The sequence below is a fragment of the Streptomyces genisteinicus genome, from assembly GCF_014489615.1.
Lineage (GTDB): Bacteria > Actinomycetota > Actinomycetes > Streptomycetales > Streptomycetaceae > Streptomyces > Streptomyces genisteinicus.
In genome coordinates this window covers 514,167-530,771 of sequence record NZ_CP060825.1, presented here as the reverse complement: position 1 = coordinate 530,771, position 16,605 = coordinate 514,167, and the positions used below count along the sequence as shown (strand labels likewise).

The following is a 16,605-nucleotide window of genomic DNA, read 5'->3' as shown; positions in this document are numbered from 1 at the left end:
CGGTCAGGCCTGGATGGGCCCGGTCTCGCCGATCGAGTCGCAGAGCGTCACACCGACCGCGAGGCCGGCGGCGAACGCCGTCGCCAGGACCATGGGCGTGGCCGTGACGGGGGCCGTGCCCATGGCGAGGTGACCGGGGTCCTCCTCGGTCAGGGGGCGTGCCGTGGCCGGGAGTGCCTGGAAGGCGGAAACGCTCATGGTCTTCTCCTTGGTGGGTGAGCAGGTGTGGAGCGAGGGGGCCGGAGTCCGGCCGTTCAGAGCTGCGGCTCGGTGGTGCCGCCGATGTGGCCGATCGCCGGACCGACGGCGACCTCCGCCACGACGACCAGAACCGAGGCGACCGGGCCCGTGGCGGGGCCGGTGTGCCCGGTGTCGTGTTCGGACAGGGCGCGCGCCGTGACCGCGGTGACGGGGCAGGCGGTGGCCGCCGCCCGGCGGGTGCCGGTCACAGCTGGGGTTCGGTGGTGCTTCCGATGATCGCCCCGGCCGCGTAGGCGACGACCAGGGCGGCCGCCACCGTCGCGACCACGTTGGTGGCGGCGATCGGCGTCGCGGAGCAGAAGGACTGCCCCTCGGATCTCTCGTCGAGCGGACCGACGGCGGCCCAGCCCGGGGTTCTGACCTGCTGCATGGTTCCCTCCTCATGTCAGCCTGCGACGGCGCCCGGAGGCTCCCGCCGCAGGTCCGCACGGCAGCGCGGTCCCCCGGACCCGAAGGGCCCGGCCGAAGGAGCTGCCGTCTGTGCCGACAACGATGGCCGCGCCACGGGCCGGGAGGGAAGGCCGTCGGCTGGCACGAGGCTGCAGGGCCGCCCGCAGGATGGTGCAGGGGGCGGTGCCACCGGTTGAGGGCTGCTGCGGGATGGGTTAATACCCCCCCGTTACCTTTTTCGTGGCTCCGCAATGGGGCTACCGGCCTTCGGGTCCGGCATGACTTCCCCCCCTTGTTGTTGATGATCCGGGGGGTGGTGTCACCGGGCCCGGAGGCATCGACGGACCGCTGATGAGGGGCTTGAGCACCGGCTTCACCCGAGCCGGAAGAGCTCTCCGTAACGTGGATGTGGCAGCTCGGTGCCCAGGCAAGGCCGGACGAGAACGTGAGCGGAGGGGCCTGCACGTGATCGATACCAGCAGCATCGACGTCTTCCTCGGCCTGGACGTCGGCAAGGGCGAACACCACGCCACCGCCGTCACGCCGGCCGGGAAGAAGGCGTTCGACAGGCGGCTGCCCAACACCGAGCCCAAGCTCCGCGAGCTGTTCGCGAACGGGACGGCGGGTGCTGCTCGCGCGGGCCGGCCACCCGCAGCCGCTGCTGCGCGACCCCGGGGGCCGGGTGCACGTCCTGGACCTGGCCGGCGGACCGCTGCTCGGCGTCGACCCGTCGGCCGTCTACCCCACCACGTCCGTCCCGCTGCCGCCCGGTTCGGTGCTCGTCTTCTACACGGACGGACTGATCGAGCGGCCGGGCACCGACATCGACGACGCGCTCGCCGGACTGGCGGACCGCCTCGCACACGGCCCCGGCGGCCCCGGCGAGCCGCTGGAGGCGCTCGCCGACGCCCTGCTCGGGGACGCGCCGTCACCCCGCGGCGACGACACCGCGCTGCTGCTGCTGCGCGCCGCCCACGACGGGGGCTGACGCTCCCTCAGTCCCACACCCCGGGGCCGTCCAGCGGCGCGAAGTGCCGTTCCACGTCGGCGCGCGACACCTCGGTCAGCGTCGCCGGCGACCAGCGCGGGGCCCGGTCCTTGTCGACGACCCGGGCGCGGACGCCCTCGACCAGGTCCGGCGACGACAGGGCCGTGCAGGAGACCCTGAACTCCTGCTCCAGCACCGGCTCCAGGGCGCCCAGGGCCCGGGCCCTGCGCACCGCTTCCAGCGTCACCTTCAGCGCCGTCGGGGACCGTTCGAGCAGCGCCCCGGCCGTCTCCTTCGCCTCGGGCTCACCGCAGGTCCGCAGCCGGTCCACGATCTCCTCGACCGTCGGTGCCGCGTAGCAGTGGTCGATCCACGCCCGCGCCCCGGCCAGCGGCGCCCCGGGCGCCGGAGCGGAGTACCGGCGGACGGCGGCGCCGACGTCGCCCGACGCGAGGGCCGCCGCGAACTCGGGAAGGCGTTCGGAGGGCATGAAGTGGTCGGCGAGGCCCAGCAGGAGCGCGTCCCCCGCGCCCACGGCGTCGCCGGTCAGCGCGAGGTGGGTGCCGAGCTCGCCGGGAGCCGCGGCCAGCAGGTGAGTGCCGCCGACGTCGGGCACGAAGCCGATCAGCGTCTCCGGCATGGCGATCCTGGAGCGCTCGGTGACCACCCGCACCGCGCCGTGCGCGGACACGCCCACGCCGCCGCCCATCACGATGCCGTCCATGAGCGCGACGTACGGCTTCGGATAGCGCGCGATGCGGGCGTTGAGCCGGTACTCGTCCCGCCAGAACGCGACCGAGGCGCGGCCGCCGGCCCGGGCGTCGTCGTGGATGGCGCGGATGTCGCCGCCCGCGCACAGCCCCCGTTCGCCCGCACCCGACAGCACCACGACCCCCACGTCCGGATCGTGCTCCCAGCGGTCCAGCGCTGCCGCGGCCAGGAGCACCATCTCGTGGGTGAGGGCGTTGATGGCGCGCGGGCGGTCGAGCGTGAGGTACGCGGCGCGGCCCTCGGTGCGCAGCCGTACGGGTCCGTCGCCTTCGTCGGGGGCCATGCCGTCGTCCTTCCGCGTGCGGTGTTCGTCCGGGGCCATCCTCGCGCACCGGGGCGGTGCGCCGGCAGGGCGGTCCGCGATACCCCGGGCGCCCCTCTTCCCGCGCGGTCCGACCAGTCGGTATGTTCCGGTGGGGCGTCCCGGACGCGCTCGGCCGAATCGACGGAGGTTCCATGACCGAGCACCCCATCCGGATCGGAGGCCACTGCGACGAGCGGTTCACCGCCGTGCGCGAGGCGTTCGAGGAGAACTTCCGCGAACGCGGGGAACTGGGCGCCGCCGTGTCCGTCACCGTGGACGGCGAGACCGTCGTGGACCTGTGGGGCGGCTGGGCCGACGGCGCCCGCACCCGGCCCTGGGAGCGCGACACCCTGGTCAACGTCTGGTCCACCACCAAGGGGCCGACCGCCCTGTGCGCCCATGTCCTCGCGGACCGGGGACTGCTCGACCTGGACGCCCCGGTCGCCTTCTACTGGCCCGAGTTCGCCGCCGCCGGCAAGGAGAAGGTGCTCGTACGGCACCTGCTCTCGCACCGCGCCGGACTCGCCGCACTGCGCGAGCCGCACTCCCTCGACGACCTGTACGACTGGGACCTGACGTGCTCCCGGCTCGCCGCCGCCGAGCCCTGGTGGGAGCCGGGCACCCGCTCCGGCTACCACGCCCTGACCTACGGACACCTGGTGGGCGAGGTCGTCCGGCGGATCACCGGCGTGCTGCCGGGCGAGTTCCTGGCCGCCGAGATCACCGGGCCCCTCGGCATCGACTTCGCCATCGGGCTGCCCGAGCGGGAGAGCGGCCGGGTCGCCGAACTCGTGCAGCCCCGGTCCGGCGGCGAACAGGCCGCGGCCTTTGCCCGGCTGCCGCCGCTCGCCGTCGCCGCGCTGGCCAACCCCGGCACGGGCGTGGCGGCCGCCAACACGGCCGCCTGGCGCGCCGCCGAGATCCCCGCCGCGAACGGGCACGGCACCGCCCGGGCCGTGGCGGCGCTCTACGGGATCGTCGCCGGACGGGGTCGCCACGGCGGGCACCGGGTGCTGAGCGAGGACGCCGCCGAGCGGGTGCGCGAGGGCCAGGGCGCCTGCCGCGACCTGGTTCTCGGCGCCGGATTCGCCGAGGAGACGGAGCTGGCGCTGGGGCTCTGGCTCAGCGGCGCGAACGGCTCCTACGGCCCCAACCCCCGTGCCGTCGGCCACGACGGATTCGGGGGCTCCTGCGGCCTCGCCGACCCCGAGGCGGGTCTCTCCCTCGGCTACGTGATGAACCGGATGGGCCCGCACATCGCCGACGACCCCCGCAAGACCGCCCTCGTCGACGCGGCCTTCCGCGCGCTCGGGACCCGCTCCTCCCGCCCCCGGTCCGGGTGAGGGGCGGGGCACGGGGACGGGTGTCCGCGGGCGGGGGTCGGACGGGCTCCGGGCGGGTACGACGCAGGGTATGGACGCCGACCCGCGCACGGCCGACCCGGGGCTCTTCGGACCCGCGTCCGTCACCTGGCACGCGCACGCCGACCCGGTCATGTGGATCGCCGGCGTCCGCGCGCTCTGGCTCCAGGCGCTCCACCCCCGCGCGGTGCGCGGCGTCATGCAGAACAGCGACTTCCGCCGGGACGCCTGGGGACGGCTGCTGAGGACCGCGGACTTCGTCGGCACCCTCACCTACGGCACCACCGAGGCGGCCGGGAAGGCGGGCGCGCGGGTCCGCCGCATCCACTCGCTGCTCACCGCCGAGGACCCGGACACCGGCGAGCGGTACGGCGTCGGCGAGCCGGACCTGCTGCTGTGGGTGCACTGCGCGGAGGTCGACTCCTATCTCGACGTGCTGCGCCGCTCGGGCCTCCCGTTCGGCGACGCGTCCGCCGACCGCTATCTGCGCGAACAGCGCGAGTCCGCCCGCCTGGTGGGCATCGACCCCACGGCCGCCCCCGCCGGACGGGCGGAACTCGCCGCCTACTTCGACCGGGTGCGCCCGCAGCTCGCCGCCGGGCCGGAGGCCCACGCGGTCGACGACTTCCTCCGCCGGCCACCCGTCCACCCCCTGCTCGTCCCCGCCCGCGCGCTGCTGTGGCGGCATCTCGCCGCACTCGCCTACGACTCGCTGCCCGACTGGGCCCATGCCCTGTACGGCAGACCCGCCCCGCCCGCCGACGCGGTGTCGCACCGCCTCGCCGTCACCGGGGGTCTGCTGCGGCGCGTCCCCTCCCGGATACGCTGGCAGTTGCCGCCCGGGCACATCCTCAAGGCGATGGCACGGCTCGGTCCCGGCACCCGACCCACCCCGGGGGGATTCACCGGACGGACCGCCATACTGGACGGTCAGGGGAGGGCGAACGGCAGCGACGGGGGCGACAGCACGAGATGGCGGAAACCAGGCTGATCCACGGCCGGTACCGACTGCTCGATCTCATCGGGCGCGGTGGCATGGGCGAGGTGTGGCGTGCCCGCGACGAGTCGCTGGGGCGCGGTGTCGCGGTCAAGTGCCTGAAACCGATGGGGGCCCAGCACGACGGTGCCTTCGCCGACGTGCTCCGTGAGCGGTTCCGCCGGGAGGCCCGGGTCGCCGCCGCGCTCCAGCACCGCGGCGTGACCGTCGTGCACGACTTCGGAGAGCACGACGGTGTGCTCTACCTCGTGATGGAGCTGCTGGAAGGGCGCAACCTCAGTCAGCTGATGGAGGACAACAAGCAGCAGCCGCTGCCGGTGGACGACGTCGTCGACATCGCGGACCAGATCGCCGACGCCCTCGCCTATACCCATGACCAGGGGATCGTCCACCGGGACCTGAAGCCCGCCAACATCATGCGGCTGACCGGCGGCACGGTGAAGATCTGCGACTTCGGCATCGCGCGCCTCGGCGAGGACATCGGCTTCAGTTCCAAGCTCACCGGCACCGGCATCGCGATGGGCACCCCGCACTACATGTCGCCCGAGCAGATCGGCGGCGGCTCCGTCGACCACCGCAGCGACCTCTACTCGCTCGGCTGCGTCCTGTACGAACTCGCCACCGGAGCACCGCCGTTCGACCTGGAGGACACCTGGTCGATCCTCGTCGGCCACCGGGACACGATCCCGGTGCCGCCGCGCGAGGTCCGCGAGGAGATCCCCGAGTACCTGGAGCGGGCGGTGCTCGACCTGCTGGCCAAGACCCCCGGGGAGCGGCCCTCGGACGCGGACGAACTGCGGCGCCGCATCGGCGGGGCCCGCCACTCGGGCGCGCACCCGGCGCTCCCGCCGCAGCTGCCCGCCCTCCGCCCGCCCCGGCTGCCGGAGTGGACCCGGGGCATGACGGAGGGCATCCGGGCGACGGGCCTGTGGGCGGGCGGAGCCCGGCCCGCGGGCCACGCCGCCGCGCTCACCGGAGCCTGGACCAGCCCGCCGGCGGTCGTCCGGGTCCCCGCACAGCACGGGCCGGGGACCCCGGACGCCTCCGTGCCCGGCGGCTGCGGTCCGGCCGCGCACGCCCCCGACGGGCAGGCCCCCGCCGGGCTGCCGCCGCACACGTCCGCCGGAGTGCCGCACGCACCCGCCGGAGTCCCGGGCCCCGCCGCACCGGACGCGAGCGGCGCGGTGCCCGGGCGGGCCACTCCGCCGCCCGAACTGCTCGCCGTCCTCGCCAGCCGCCACAACGCCGGTCTCAGCCTGGGCCGGCTGGGCCGCTGGGACGAGGCGGGCGAGGTGCACCGATCGGTCCTGGCGGAGCGTGCGGCCCTGCTCGGGCCCGAGCACCCGGACACCCTCACCAGCCGCTACGAGGCCGCCTTCACCCTCGCCAGGACGGGCCGTGCGGCCGACGCCCTGGCCGAGTTCTCCGCCGTCGGCTCGGGGCGCGAACGCGCCCTCGGCCCCGACCACCCCGACACCCTCGCGGCCCACCAGGAGACCGCCTACGCGCTCGGCCGGCTCGGCCGCCACGAGGAGGCGCACGGCGTCTACGAGTCGGTCCTCCGGTCCCGGGTGCGCACCGTCGGCCCGGACCACCCCGACACACTGCGCTGCCGCCACAACATCGCGTTCAACCTGAGCAGGCTGGGCCGTCTGGAGGACTCCTGCCGGATGGCCGGCGACGTCGCCGGCGCCCGCGCCCGCGTGCTCGGCGCGGCCCACCCCGACACCCTGGCGACCCGCTACGAGGTCGCCTACACCCTCGGCAGGCTGGGCCGCTGGGAGGAGGCGCTGGGCACCTACCGGGACGTTGCCGAGGCCCGCGCCGGCACGCTGGGCCCCGACCACCCCGACACCCTCGCCGCCCGCTACGAGGTCGGCATCAGCCTCGGCCGGCTCGGGCGCAGTTCCGAGGCGCTCGACCTCTACCGCGGCCTGGTCGACGACCGCACCAGGGTGCACGGCCCCGCCGATCCCGAGACCCTGCGCGCCCGGCACACCCTCGGCGTCAACCTGGGCCGCCTCGCCCGCTGGCAGGAGGCGCTGGCCGAGGCGCAGGAGGTGTGCGCCCTGCGGGAGCGGGTGCTGGGACCCGGGCACCCCGACACGCTGGTCAGCCGCCGGGAGATCGCCGTCGGCTTCGGCTGGCTCGGCCGCTGGCAGGATGCGTACGCCGTCTACCGCCAGGTCGCCGACGCCCGCGAGCGGGTGCTGGGTCCCGGCCACCCGGACACGCTCGCGAGCCGCAACGACGAGGCCCACTGCCTCGAACAGCTCGGGCGCCACTCCGAGGCCGTCGACCTCTACCGCCAGGTCGCCGCCCTCCGCGGCGCGGACCCGGGCGAGCGGGACTGACACGTGACGGCGTGATGCCTGCGGCGCGGACCCGGGCGAGGAGGGCTGACACGTGACGCTGCCCCGCCCCGTGGGGGGCGAACCTGCCGCGGAGTGCGCCGCGGGCGTCGAACTCCGGTGCCGCCGCGCGGCACCGCTGCCCGGCGGCGGGACGCAGGCCCGCGGGATCTCCGCCCGAGACCGGGTGGGGCCCCTGGCGCAGTTCGTCGCCGCCGCTGCGCAGGCGCGCGGGACCGCAGCGGTCGACGACGCGCTCCCGGCGGGCCCAGTGCCCGGCCTGTAGGGTCCCGCCCATGCCAGCTCATGCCTCGTACGACGCCGTCATCGTCGGCGGCGGCCACAACGGCCTCGTCGCCGCCGCCTACCTCGCCCGCGCGGGCCGCTCGGTGCTGCTCCTGGAACGCGCGGCGGCGACCGGGGGAGCGGCGGTCTCCACCCGCCCCTTCGCGGGCGTCGACGCCCGGCTGTCGCGCTTCTCCTACCTGGTCTCGCTGCTCCCCGGGAAGATCGTCCGCGATCTCGGCCTCGACTTCGCGGTGCGCAAGCGGACCGTCTCCTCGTACACGCCCACTCCCGGTGGCGGCGGGCTCCTGGTCGGCGGGCCCGGCACGGCGGAGTCGTTCGCCCGGCTCACCGGCGGCGACCGGGAGTACGCGGCCTGGCGGGAGTTCTACGGCGTCACCGGCTCGGTCGCCGAGCGGGTCTTCCCGACGCTGACCGAGCCGCTGCCCACCCGGGACGAACTGCGGGCCCGGGTCGGTGACGAGCAGGCCTGGCGGATGCTGTTCGAGGAGCCCGTCGGCGAGGCGATCGAGCGGCGCTTCGATCACGACCTGGTGCGCGGCGTGGTCCTGACCGACGCGCTGATCGGCACGTTCGCCGGAGCCCACGACACCTCGCTGGCCCAGAACCGCTGCTTCCTCTACCACGTGATCGGCGGCGGCACGGGTGACTGGGACGTCCCCGTGGGAGGCATGGGCGCGCTGACCGACGCCCTGGCCGCCGCCGCCCGCGCGGCGGGTGCGGAGATCGCCGTCGGGCACGAGGTGACGGCCGTGGCGACCGACGGCGCGCGGGCGGAGGTGACCTTCCGGGCGCCGTCCGGCGAGAGCACGGTCGGCGCCGGTCACGTCCTGGTGAACGCCTCGCCCCGGGAGCTGGCCCGCCTGCTCTCGGAGCCGGCGCCCGAACCCGCCGAAGGCGCCCAGCTGAAGGTGAACATGCTGCTGCGCCGCCTGCCGCGGCTGCGGGACCACCGGGTGGACCCGGCGGACGCCTTCGCCGGCACCTTCCACGTCTCCGAGGGCTACGGACAACTGGACTCCGCCTACCGCGAGGCGGCGGCGGGACGGGTGCCGAGCGCCCCGCCGTCCGAGATCTACTGCCACTCGCTGACGGACCCGTCCATCCTCGGGCCGCGGCTGAACGCGGAGGGCGCCCACGCCCTCACCCTGTTCGGACTCCACACCCCCGCCCGCCTGTTCGCCTCCGACAACGACGCGACCCGGGAGCGGCTGCTGGCGGCGACCCTCGCCGAACTCGACCGCTACCTGGAGGAGCCCGTCGAGTCCGTGCTCGCCCTCGACGAGGACGGCCGGCCCTGCATCGAGGCGAAGACGCCGCTCGACCTGGAGGCCGAACTGCGGCTGCCCGGGGGCCACATCTTCCACCGCGACCTCTCCTGGCCCTGGGCCACCGAGGCCACCGGTCGCTGGGGTGTCGAGACGGCGCACGCCAATGTGCTGCTCTGCGGTGCGGGCGCGGTCCGGGGCGGCGGAGTCAGCGGAGTGCCCGGCCACAACGCCGCGATGGCGGTGCTGGGCCGGGCGGGCTGACGGCGGACCGCTCCTGCCCCGGGTCCGCACGGCGTCAGGAGGCCTTGCAGGCCCCGACGGCCGGCGGCGCGGCGCTGCCGCCGCCCGTCGTCACCGTGAAGCCGAAGGACGTGGAGCCCCCGGCGGCGAGGTTCCCGTTGTAGCTCGACCGCATGGTCAGCACCGTGCCGCTGCTGTCCCAGCTCGCCGTGCCGTTCCAGGAGTTGGCCACCTTCTGCGGCGCGGCGAAGGTCAGCGGGACCTCCCAGCCGGTGATCGCCGAGCTGCCCGCGGTGATCGTCACCTGGCCGTTGTAGCCGCCCGGCCAGCTCGCGGTGGTGGTGTAGGCCGCGGTGCAGGCGCCCGTGCCGCCGCCGGGCGGGTTGCCGCCGCCGTCGCTGCCGCCGAGCGCGGTGAGCACCGCCGCGTAGGCGGGCTTCTTCTGGTAGGAGCCGTCGAACAGCAGCGGGGTGCCGCTGCTGCGCCACGAGTACTTGTCCGTCACGCCCCACACCGTGATGCCGGTGCAGCGGGTGACGGCGAGGCACGCCTTGGTGACGTTGGAGTAGCTGGTCGCCTGCGCCGATCCCGAGCCCTCGATGTCGAGTTCGGTGATCTGCACGTCGACGCCGAGGTCGGCGAAGCGCTGGATGTTCGCCTGGTAGTCCGAGGGCACGGGGGACTGGGCGTTGAAGTGGGACTGGAGGCCGACGCAGTCGATGGGCACACCGCGCTGCTTGAAGTCCTTGACCATGGCGTAGACCGCGTTGCTCTTCGCGTTGACGCCGTCGGTGTTGTAGTCGTTGTAGCAGAGCTTCGCGGCGGGATCGGCGGCCCGGGCGGTGCGGAACGCCTCCTCGATGAAGCCGTCGCCCAGCTTGTCCTGGAACGGCGAACTGCGGCGGGCGCCGCTCCCGCCGTCCTGGAACGCCTCGTTGACGACGTCCCAGGCGGCGATCTTCCCCTTCCAGTGGGTCATCACCTGGGTGATGTGGTTGTTCATCGCCGAGCGGAGGTCGGCGGCGGGGAGGGAGCCGACCCAGCTCGGGAGCTGGGAGTGCCATACGAGGGTGTGCCCGCGCACCTGCATGCCGCGGGCCTCGGCGTGGGCGACGATCCGGTCGGCGTTGCCGTAGGTGAAGGTGTTGCGGCTGGGCTCCAGCGCGTCCCACTTCATCTCGTTCTCTGGGGTCACCGAGGAGAACTCGGTGTCGAGCGTGCCCGTGTAGTCGGCTTCGCCGAGGTGGTGGGCGGCCACCGCAGTGCCGAAGTAGCGGCCCTTCTCGGCGGCCGCGTCGCCGAGCGTGCCCGCCGCGTGCGCGGTGCCGGCGAACGCCACGACGCCCGCGGCGGCGAGCAGTGCCGCCGTGCCGGCGGCGAGCGCACGGCGGGGGGAGGACTTCCTGATCACATCCGAACCCTTCGTCCAGGGGGTGAGGAGCGACTGAGAGTGTTGTCCCGGCCGGACGGGGCGTCAACGCCGGTGATCTCGAAACATTTCGACGACCGTCCCTGGTTCGATCCGCCGGACAGGTGCCCTGAACTGGTCTGTTCCACCGGTCGGCGTCTGGTTGCCGCACGGACTGCCCGGATCGATGTGAAGTTTCACATCGGTGTTACGAAACTTCGCCGAACGTTCGGAGGGCCTGCGGTCATGCGGCGGCCCCGGTGCCGCGGCGTGTGCCGCGGCACCGGGGCCGGCAGGGCGCGCGCACGCCCCGGGGTGCGGTGGGCCCGTCAGTCGCGCGAGGGCGTCCAGCCGACGGCCCGCACGCGGGCCGCGTCCGAGGGCCGGGACTCGTCGAAGAGGCGGCGGCCCGAGGCGTCCTCGACGCGCAGCGAGTCGGCGTACACGCCCCGGCCCACGTAGAGCGTGTCGGTCGTGCAGCGCCAGCGGACGGTCACCGGCGCGCCGCTCCAGGGCGACAGATCGGCCAGGACGTCGTGCCAGACCCGCCCCGACCAGCCGGAGGCCGTCCCGTCGGGGTGCGACCGGGGGGCGCCGCCGGGTGCGGTGGTCTCGAACGGCACGGGCCGCCAGGTGGCCCCGTCGTCCGCCGACGCCTCCAGGACGACGGCGTCCGCGCCGGGCTCGGTGTCCCACCACAGGGAGCAGCGCAGCCGTCCGGCGCCCGGTCCCACGGGCGGCAGGGCGAGCACGGCGGTGGCGCCGTTCGTCATCCCGGTGAACCAGGCCGTGCGGCCCCGGGCCGGGCGCACGGCGACCGCGCGGGCCATGTTGTCGGCGGCCTTCGCCCGCGGAGCACTGCCGGAGCGCCAGCTGCGCACGGGGTGCACCGAGTTGCCGAGGACGATGAGGAACGAGTCGGTGGTCGGGTCGAGCACCATGCTGGTCCCGGTGAACCCCGTGTGGCCCGCGGTGCGGGGAGTCGCCATCGCCCCCATGTACCAGTGCTGGTAGAGCTCGAAGCCCAGGCCGTGCTCGTCGCCCGGGAAGTCGGTGTTGAAGTCGGTGAACATCAGCTCGACCGACTCCGGGGACAGGATCCGGGCGCGGCCGTAGACGCCGCCGTTGAGCAGGGTGCGGGCGAGGACCGCCAGGTCCCAGGCGCAGGAGAAGACGCCCGCGTGCCCGGCGACTCCGCCGAAGCCGTACGCGTTCTCGTCGTGGACCTCGCCCCACACCATGCCCCTGTCGAGGCCGGACCAGGGCAGCCGGGCGTCCTCGGTGGCGGCGATGCGCGGCCGCCACTCGGCGGGCGGGTTGAAGCGGGTGCGGTGCATGCCGAGGGGAGCGGTGATCTCCTCGCGGAGCAGCACGTCCAGGGTGCGGCCGGTGATCTTCTCCAGCACCAGTTGCAGGGAGATCAGGTTGAGGTCCGAGTAGAGGTAGCGGGTGCCCGGCGGGTTCAGCGGCGCCTCGTTCCACAGCAGCCGCAGCCGTCCCTCCTGCGTCGGCTCCTTGAAGAGCGGGATCCAGGACCGGAAGCCGGAGGTGTGGGTCAGCAGCTGCCGCACGGTGATGTCCTGCTTGCCGGCCGCCGCGAACTCGGGCAGGTACGAGGCGACGGTCGCCTCCAGCCCGAGCGTCCCCCGCTCGATCTGCTGCACGGCGAGGATCGAGGTGAACAGCTTGGAGACCGACGCCAGGTCGAAGACGGTGTCCTCGCGCATCGCGATCTGCTCGTCCGCGGGCAGCTCGACGCCGGTGTCGGTGGCCTCGTCGTAGGCCGAGTACCGCAGGGCCTTGCCGATGGCCCGGTGCAGGGCGACGGTGCCGCCGCGTCCGGCGAGCAGGACGGCTCCGGCGTACCAGGGGCGCCGGGGCGAGGGCTGGAGGAAGGTCTCGGCGTCGGTGACCAGCCGGTCGAGCGAGGGGGCGAGCAGTCCGGCCCGCTCGGGGGAGCCGCGCCGCAGGGTCGGGCGGTGCGGTCCGCCGGCTCCCGCGGCGGGTGGCCCGGCCGCCTGGGCCGCGAAGGGCACGGCGGCGAGCGCGAGCGCGCCGCCGAGGGCCATGGCCCCGCGTCCCAGTCCTCGTCTGCTGATGTCCCCGCTCCCTCTGTGTGCTGCGTCCCCGGTCATCCGGAATCCTCCCTGAAAATATCTTTCGGATCTTCGACGACGCGTGAAGCTTTCTTGCAGTGTCGGTGGACTGTCAACCACCTGGACGGGACTCGCCCCCGGAATCCCGCCGCGCGCACGCCGCCGCGCGCTGGCAGCCTTGCCCGCATGAGTGCGGTGAACCTCGTGTCCCTCATGCGCCGGTGGACGGTCTGGGTGCCGTTGGCCGCGGTCGTCGCGCTGGTGCTCAGCTGGGGACGCGACCTCTCGCCGTTCGCCGTCGTGGTGGTCGCGCTCTGCCTCGCCGGGGCCGTCCTCGCCGCCGTCCACCACGCCGAGGTGGTCGCCCACCGGGTCGGGGAGCCGTTCGGCTCGCTGGTGCTGGCCGTCGCCGTCACCGTCATCGAGGTGGCGCTGATCGTCACCCTGATGGTCGACGGCGGAGCGAAGTCCGCCACCCTGGCCCGGGACACCGTGTTCGCCGCGGTCATGATCACCTGCAACGGCATCGTCGGGCTGTCCCTGCTGGTGGCCGCGCTCCGGCACCGGGTGGCCGTCTTCAACGCCGAGGGCTCCGGCGCCGCGCTCGCCACCGTGGCCACCCTCGCCACCATGAGCCTGGTGCTGCCCACGTTCACCACCAGCAAGCCCGGCCCCGAGTTCTCCACCGCCCAGCTCACCTTCGCCGCCATCGCGTCCCTCGGCCTCTACGGGCTGTTCGTCGCCGTCCAGACCGTCCGCCACCGGGAGTACTTCCTGTCCGTCACCCACGACGGGGAACTCAAGGACGAGGAGGGCGACCGGGCCGAGAGCCCCACCCGCGCCGCCGCGGTGACCAGCCTGGTGCTCCTGCTCGTCGCGCTCGTCGCCGTCGTGGGCGACGCCAAGGCCGTGTCGCCGACCGTCGAGGCGGGGGTGGAGTCCGCCGGGATGCCGCACGCCGTCGTCGGCGTGGTGATCGCCCTGCTGGTGCTGCTCCCGGAGACGCTCGCCGCCGTGCGCGCCGCCCGCCGCGAACGGGTGCAGACCAGCCTCAACCTGGCGCTCGGCTCGGCGATGGCCAGCATCGGCCTGACCATCCCCGTCATCGCCCTGGCGACGATCTGGCTGGAGGGACCGCTCGTCCTCGGCCTCGGCGCCACCCACATGGTGCTGCTCGCCCTCACCGTCGTCACCGGGGCGCTGACCATCGTGCCCGGCCGGGCGACACCGCTCCAGGGCGGTGTGCACCTGGCCATCCTGGCGGCCTTCGTCTTCCTGGCGGTGAGCCCGTAGCGCACACGGGCCCTGGTGCGCGGCCCGCGGCCCGCGGTGCGCGGCCCGGCGGACCACGCCCCACGGGCCGTCGGCACCGGGGGTCAGCGGCGCTCGCGCACCCGCACCACCTCCAGGTCCGGCGAGGCGAGGATGTCCCGCTCGCAGAAGCGCGACGTCACCCAGCGCTCACCCGAGTAGAGCGCCGTCTGGTCCCGGTCGTGCGCCGACAGCGGGTTCGACGACTGCCCGTACGACAGCAGGGTGCGGGCCGCCGGGCAGCCGCTGCCGTCCCAGCCGACCGCCTGCACGTGGCTCGTCCCGTGGGCGACCTCCGGATAGCCGCCGGCCCCTGGCTGCCAGGACGCCTCGATCTTGTTCCACACGCCCAGCGCCTCGGTGCCGCCGTGCACCGGGAACCGTTTGCCGCCCCGCACCACGAACTGGTGGTCGCCGAGCGGCGCGTCCAGTGCGATGCCCGCGGCCCGCAGCTCCGAGACCGCCCGCGTGAGCGCCGCGGCGAACTCCGGCGAGGCCGTGTCCAGGGTGCGCGGCGTCGCCACCGGGTCGGCCGCCGAGAACGGCACCTTCCACAGCCGGGCCGCCGGGACCGACCCCGTCAGCGCCCGCCAGAACCGGTCGAACAGCAGCGCCCCGCGGCTGCCGGTGTCCATCCGGCCGTCCCAGCCCGCCAGGGCGTCGCACGCCCCGGCCGGCGCGGCCGGCAGCGCACGGCAGGCGCGCACCGTGTCCGCGACGGCGAGGTCCGCGGCCGGCACCCGGTTGGCGAACTGCTGCCGCTCCAGGTCGCGCACGGTCAGACGCCCCCGGTCCGCCATCGCCGACACGTCCTCGACGGCGCCGCGGGTCCGCAGCGAACGAGGCGTGCCGACGGTGCCGAAGACCCGCTCGTAGCCGGTCAGCGGGGTGTCGGCGTTGGCGAGCCAGGCGCTGTCGTTGGAGTTCTCCGCGTACGCGGCGTCCTCCAGGAGAGGCATCCGGGACGGGCCGAGAATCCCGGGCTGGACCGCGTCCGGGTCCCGGCCGAGAGCGCAGTCGCCGCGTGACCCGTCCAGCACGGCGACGCCCGACGACGGGTACGTCACCTGCCCCAGCGGCGTGGAGCACCGCTCGGCCAGCTCGTCCGTGATGCGCGGCAGCACCTGCGACTGGGTGAACAGCGAGCCGCCCGAGGAGTCCGCGGCGATCGTGTTGACCCAGGGCAGCCCCTGGGTGCGGCGCAGGCCGCGCACCATGTCGCCGGTCGAACGGGCCTTCGCGAGGGCGAGCGCCGTGTCGGTGGCGCGCAGGTTGAGCGCGTTGGGGTCGCCCAGCGCGTACGCGGTCGTCGCCGACCACGGCAGGGGCAGCGAGGCGCCCAGAGAGGTGACGACCGGCCCGTACCGGGTCCAGTACTGGGTGCGGACGACCGGTGCGCCGTCCTTCACGGGAACCGTCACCGTCCGGCGCGTCATCCGCTCCCGCACGCCGTCGACCAGGTAGACCGTCGGGTCCGCCGGGTCGAGGGCCAGCTGGTGGAGGTTGAGCGTGACACCGGTCGCCACCGTGTGGCTCCAGGCCACCCGCCCCGTGAAGCCGATGCTGACGCCGACCGTGCCGAGCAGCGAGGCCCCCGAGACGTTCAGCTCACCCGGAATGGTCTGCTGCGACTGCCAGAAGCGCCGGCCCCCGTGCCACGGGTAGTGCGGATTGCCGAGCAGCAGCCCCCGGCCGTTCGCCGTCACCTGCCCGCCGAAGGCCACCGCGTTCGACCCCATGTCGGCGCTGTCGGCGGCGAACAGGCGCCGCGCGGCCTGCGCCGTCGCCGCCGGATCGGGCCCGGCGGCCGGCCCCGGGGCCGCGCCGGCGGAGCCGGGCGGGACCGCGGCGGTGATGCCGTCCACCGCCCGGCCCTGGCCCCCGAGCACGGACATGGCGTACCCGCGGCGGGCGACGTCCAGCGCGGTCACCGGACGGACCCACGCGGCGCCCCGGCACGCCGGGTCGGTGACCCGGTTGCGGTCCAGCCAGGCGTTGTACCCCGCCGCCCAGCCGCGCATCAGCTCCTCGGTCTCCCGGCTCGGCCCGGCCGGCGCGGGCGTCGCGAGCAGCCGCTCCACCGTCCTCGCGTCCCGCACCCCGCGGAAGTACAGGTCGCTGCCGAGGTTCGTCGCCGCCGACGACAGCGAGCCGTCCGGGGCGGCGTCCGGCCCGAAGTGGCGCGAACGCTCGCCGCGCACGGTGAGGAACCCGTCGGCCAGCACGCACACCTGGTCGGCGGCCTGCGCCCAGCCCGTGCCGAACCCCAGGTCCGCGTAGTTCCCGGCCACGATGTGCGGGATGCCGTACTCGGTGTAGCGGATGACGGCGGACAGCCCGCCGCCCGAGGGATGCCGTTCGCGGCCGTCGGCCGCCGCCGCGGGCGGCAGCGTCGTCGCGGCGGTCAGCAGGGCGACCGCGGCCAGAGCGAGCCGGCCGATACGGGTCCGGATGTGCAACGTGCCTCCCGGCGTGAGTGCGCGGCAGCGGTGCCCCATGCAGCCGGTCCGCGGAGCCCTATGCAGTCAGCCCCCGGCACCCCTGTCAACC

Annotated in this window: 12 protein-coding genes and 2 pseudogenes; 7 read left to right on the top strand and 7 right to left on the bottom strand. The window is 74.8% G+C overall.

Annotated elements, in window-relative coordinates; all coding sequences use genetic code 11:
- Positions 1-3: 3 nt before the first annotated feature.
- Genes IAG43_RS02330 through IAG43_RS02320 form a run of 3 tightly spaced genes read right to left on the bottom strand, consistent with a single transcriptional unit; the run spans position 4 to position 631 of the window.
- Positions 4-198, bottom strand: coding sequence for a hypothetical protein (locus IAG43_RS02330; RefSeq protein WP_187739075.1), 195 nt, complete (start codon positions 196-198; stop codon positions 4-6).
- 56 nt (positions 199-254) lie between these two features.
- On the bottom strand, positions 255-449 hold the full coding sequence (locus IAG43_RS02325; protein ID WP_187739074.1) for a hypothetical protein: 195 nt from the start codon (positions 447-449) through the stop codon (positions 255-257).
- On the bottom strand, positions 446-631 hold the full coding sequence (locus tag IAG43_RS02320; RefSeq protein WP_187739073.1) for a hypothetical protein: 186 nt from the start codon (positions 629-631) through the stop codon (positions 446-448). Before IAG43_RS02320 ends, IAG43_RS02325 begins: the two co-directional genes overlap by 4 nt.
- A 485-nt stretch (positions 632-1,116) precedes the next feature.
- Here IAG43_RS02320 and IAG43_RS02315 point away from each other — a divergent pair.
- Together IAG43_RS02315 and IAG43_RS02310 are read left to right on the top strand one after the other, a co-directional pair.
- Positions 1,117-1,260: pseudogene (locus IAG43_RS02315) on the top strand (IS110 family transposase); the annotation flags it as partial.
- A 13-nt stretch (positions 1,261-1,273) separates the two neighbouring features.
- Positions 1,274-1,639, top strand: a pseudogene (locus tag IAG43_RS02310) (PP2C family protein-serine/threonine phosphatase); the annotation flags it as partial.
- A gap of 7 nt (positions 1,640-1,646) precedes the next feature.
- On the opposite strand, the gene IAG43_RS02305 reads toward IAG43_RS02310, so the two are convergent.
- On the bottom strand, positions 1,647-2,693 hold the full coding sequence (locus tag IAG43_RS02305; RefSeq protein ID WP_187739071.1) for an enoyl-CoA hydratase/isomerase family protein: 1,047 nt from the start codon (positions 2,691-2,693) through the stop codon (positions 1,647-1,649).
- A gap of 173 nt (positions 2,694-2,866) precedes the next feature.
- On the opposite strand from IAG43_RS02305, the gene IAG43_RS02300 reads away from it, so the two are divergent.
- From IAG43_RS02300 to IAG43_RS02285, 4 genes are all read left to right on the top strand, one after another.
- The gene (locus IAG43_RS02300) at positions 2,867-4,057 is read left to right on the top strand and encodes a serine hydrolase domain-containing protein (protein ID WP_187739070.1); all 1,191 of its coding nucleotides are present in this window, start codon (positions 2,867-2,869) and stop codon (positions 4,055-4,057) included.
- A gap of 70 nt (positions 4,058-4,127) precedes the next feature.
- Positions 4,128-5,066: an oxygenase MpaB family protein gene (locus tag IAG43_RS02295; RefSeq protein ID WP_187739069.1), complete on the top strand. Its 939-nt coding sequence runs from the start codon at positions 4,128-4,130 to the stop codon at positions 5,064-5,066.
- Positions 5,048-7,426 carry a serine/threonine-protein kinase gene (locus tag IAG43_RS02290; RefSeq protein WP_187739068.1) on the top strand — a complete coding sequence of 793 codons (2,379 nt, stop codon included), beginning with the start codon at positions 5,048-5,050 and terminating at the stop codon, positions 7,424-7,426. Before IAG43_RS02295 ends, IAG43_RS02290 begins: the two co-directional genes overlap by 19 nt.
- A gap of 293 nt (positions 7,427-7,719) precedes the next feature.
- Positions 7,720-9,261 carry a phytoene desaturase family protein gene (locus IAG43_RS02285; protein ID WP_187739067.1) on the top strand — a complete coding sequence of 514 codons (1,542 nt, stop codon included), beginning with the start codon at positions 7,720-7,722 and terminating at the stop codon, positions 9,259-9,261.
- Between the two features lie 34 nt (positions 9,262-9,295).
- Here IAG43_RS02285 and IAG43_RS02280 read toward each other — a convergent pair whose 3' ends face one another.
- Together IAG43_RS02280 and IAG43_RS02275 are read right to left on the bottom strand one after the other, a co-directional pair.
- Positions 9,296-10,651, bottom strand: a complete 1,356-nt coding sequence (locus IAG43_RS02280) for a glycoside hydrolase family 10 protein (protein WP_187739066.1) — start codon at positions 10,649-10,651, stop codon at positions 9,296-9,298.
- A 326-nt stretch (positions 10,652-10,977) separates the two neighbouring features.
- Positions 10,978-12,783, bottom strand: coding sequence for a serine hydrolase domain-containing protein (locus IAG43_RS02275; protein ID WP_187739065.1), 1,806 nt, complete (start codon positions 12,781-12,783; stop codon positions 10,978-10,980).
- Positions 12,784-12,930: 147 nt separating this feature from the next.
- Between IAG43_RS02275 and IAG43_RS02270 the strand changes: the two genes are divergently transcribed.
- On the top strand, positions 12,931-14,037 hold the full coding sequence (locus IAG43_RS02270) for a calcium:cation antiporter (RefSeq protein WP_187739064.1): 1,107 nt from the start codon (positions 12,931-12,933) through the stop codon (positions 14,035-14,037).
- An 83-nt stretch (positions 14,038-14,120) separates the two neighbouring features.
- Here IAG43_RS02270 and IAG43_RS02265 read toward each other — a convergent pair whose 3' ends face one another.
- Positions 14,121-16,508, bottom strand: a complete 2,388-nt coding sequence (locus IAG43_RS02265; protein WP_187744260.1) for a penicillin acylase family protein — start codon at positions 16,506-16,508, stop codon at positions 14,121-14,123.
- Positions 16,509-16,605 lie beyond the last annotated feature (97 nt).

Bases quoted from the DNA above. Each gene is read 5' to 3' on its own strand.
- IAG43_RS02330 (WP_187739075.1), bottom strand. From the start codon at position 198: ATGAGCGTTTCCGCCTTCCAGGCACTCCCGGCCACGGCACGCCCCCTG.
- IAG43_RS02320 (WP_187739073.1), bottom strand. From the start codon at position 631: ATGCAGCAGGTCAGAACCCCGGGCTGGGCCGCCGTCGGTCCGCTCGAC.
- IAG43_RS02305 (WP_187739071.1), bottom strand. From the start codon at position 2,693: ATGGCCCCCGACGAAGGCGACGGACCCGTACGGCTGCGCACCGAGGGC.
- IAG43_RS02300 (WP_187739070.1), top strand. From the start codon at position 2,867: ATGACCGAGCACCCCATCCGGATCGGAGGCCACTGCGACGAGCGGTTC.
- IAG43_RS02295 (WP_187739069.1), top strand. From the start codon at position 4,128: ATGGACGCCGACCCGCGCACGGCCGACCCGGGGCTCTTCGGACCCGCG.
- IAG43_RS02290 (WP_187739068.1), top strand. From the start codon at position 5,048: ATGGCGGAAACCAGGCTGATCCACGGCCGGTACCGACTGCTCGATCTC.
- IAG43_RS02285 (WP_187739067.1), top strand. From the start codon at position 7,720: ATGCCAGCTCATGCCTCGTACGACGCCGTCATCGTCGGCGGCGGCCAC.
- IAG43_RS02275 (WP_187739065.1), bottom strand. From the start codon at position 12,783: ATGACCGGGGACGCAGCACACAGAGGGAGCGGGGACATCAGCAGACGA.
- IAG43_RS02270 (WP_187739064.1), top strand. From the start codon at position 12,931: ATGAGTGCGGTGAACCTCGTGTCCCTCATGCGCCGGTGGACGGTCTGG.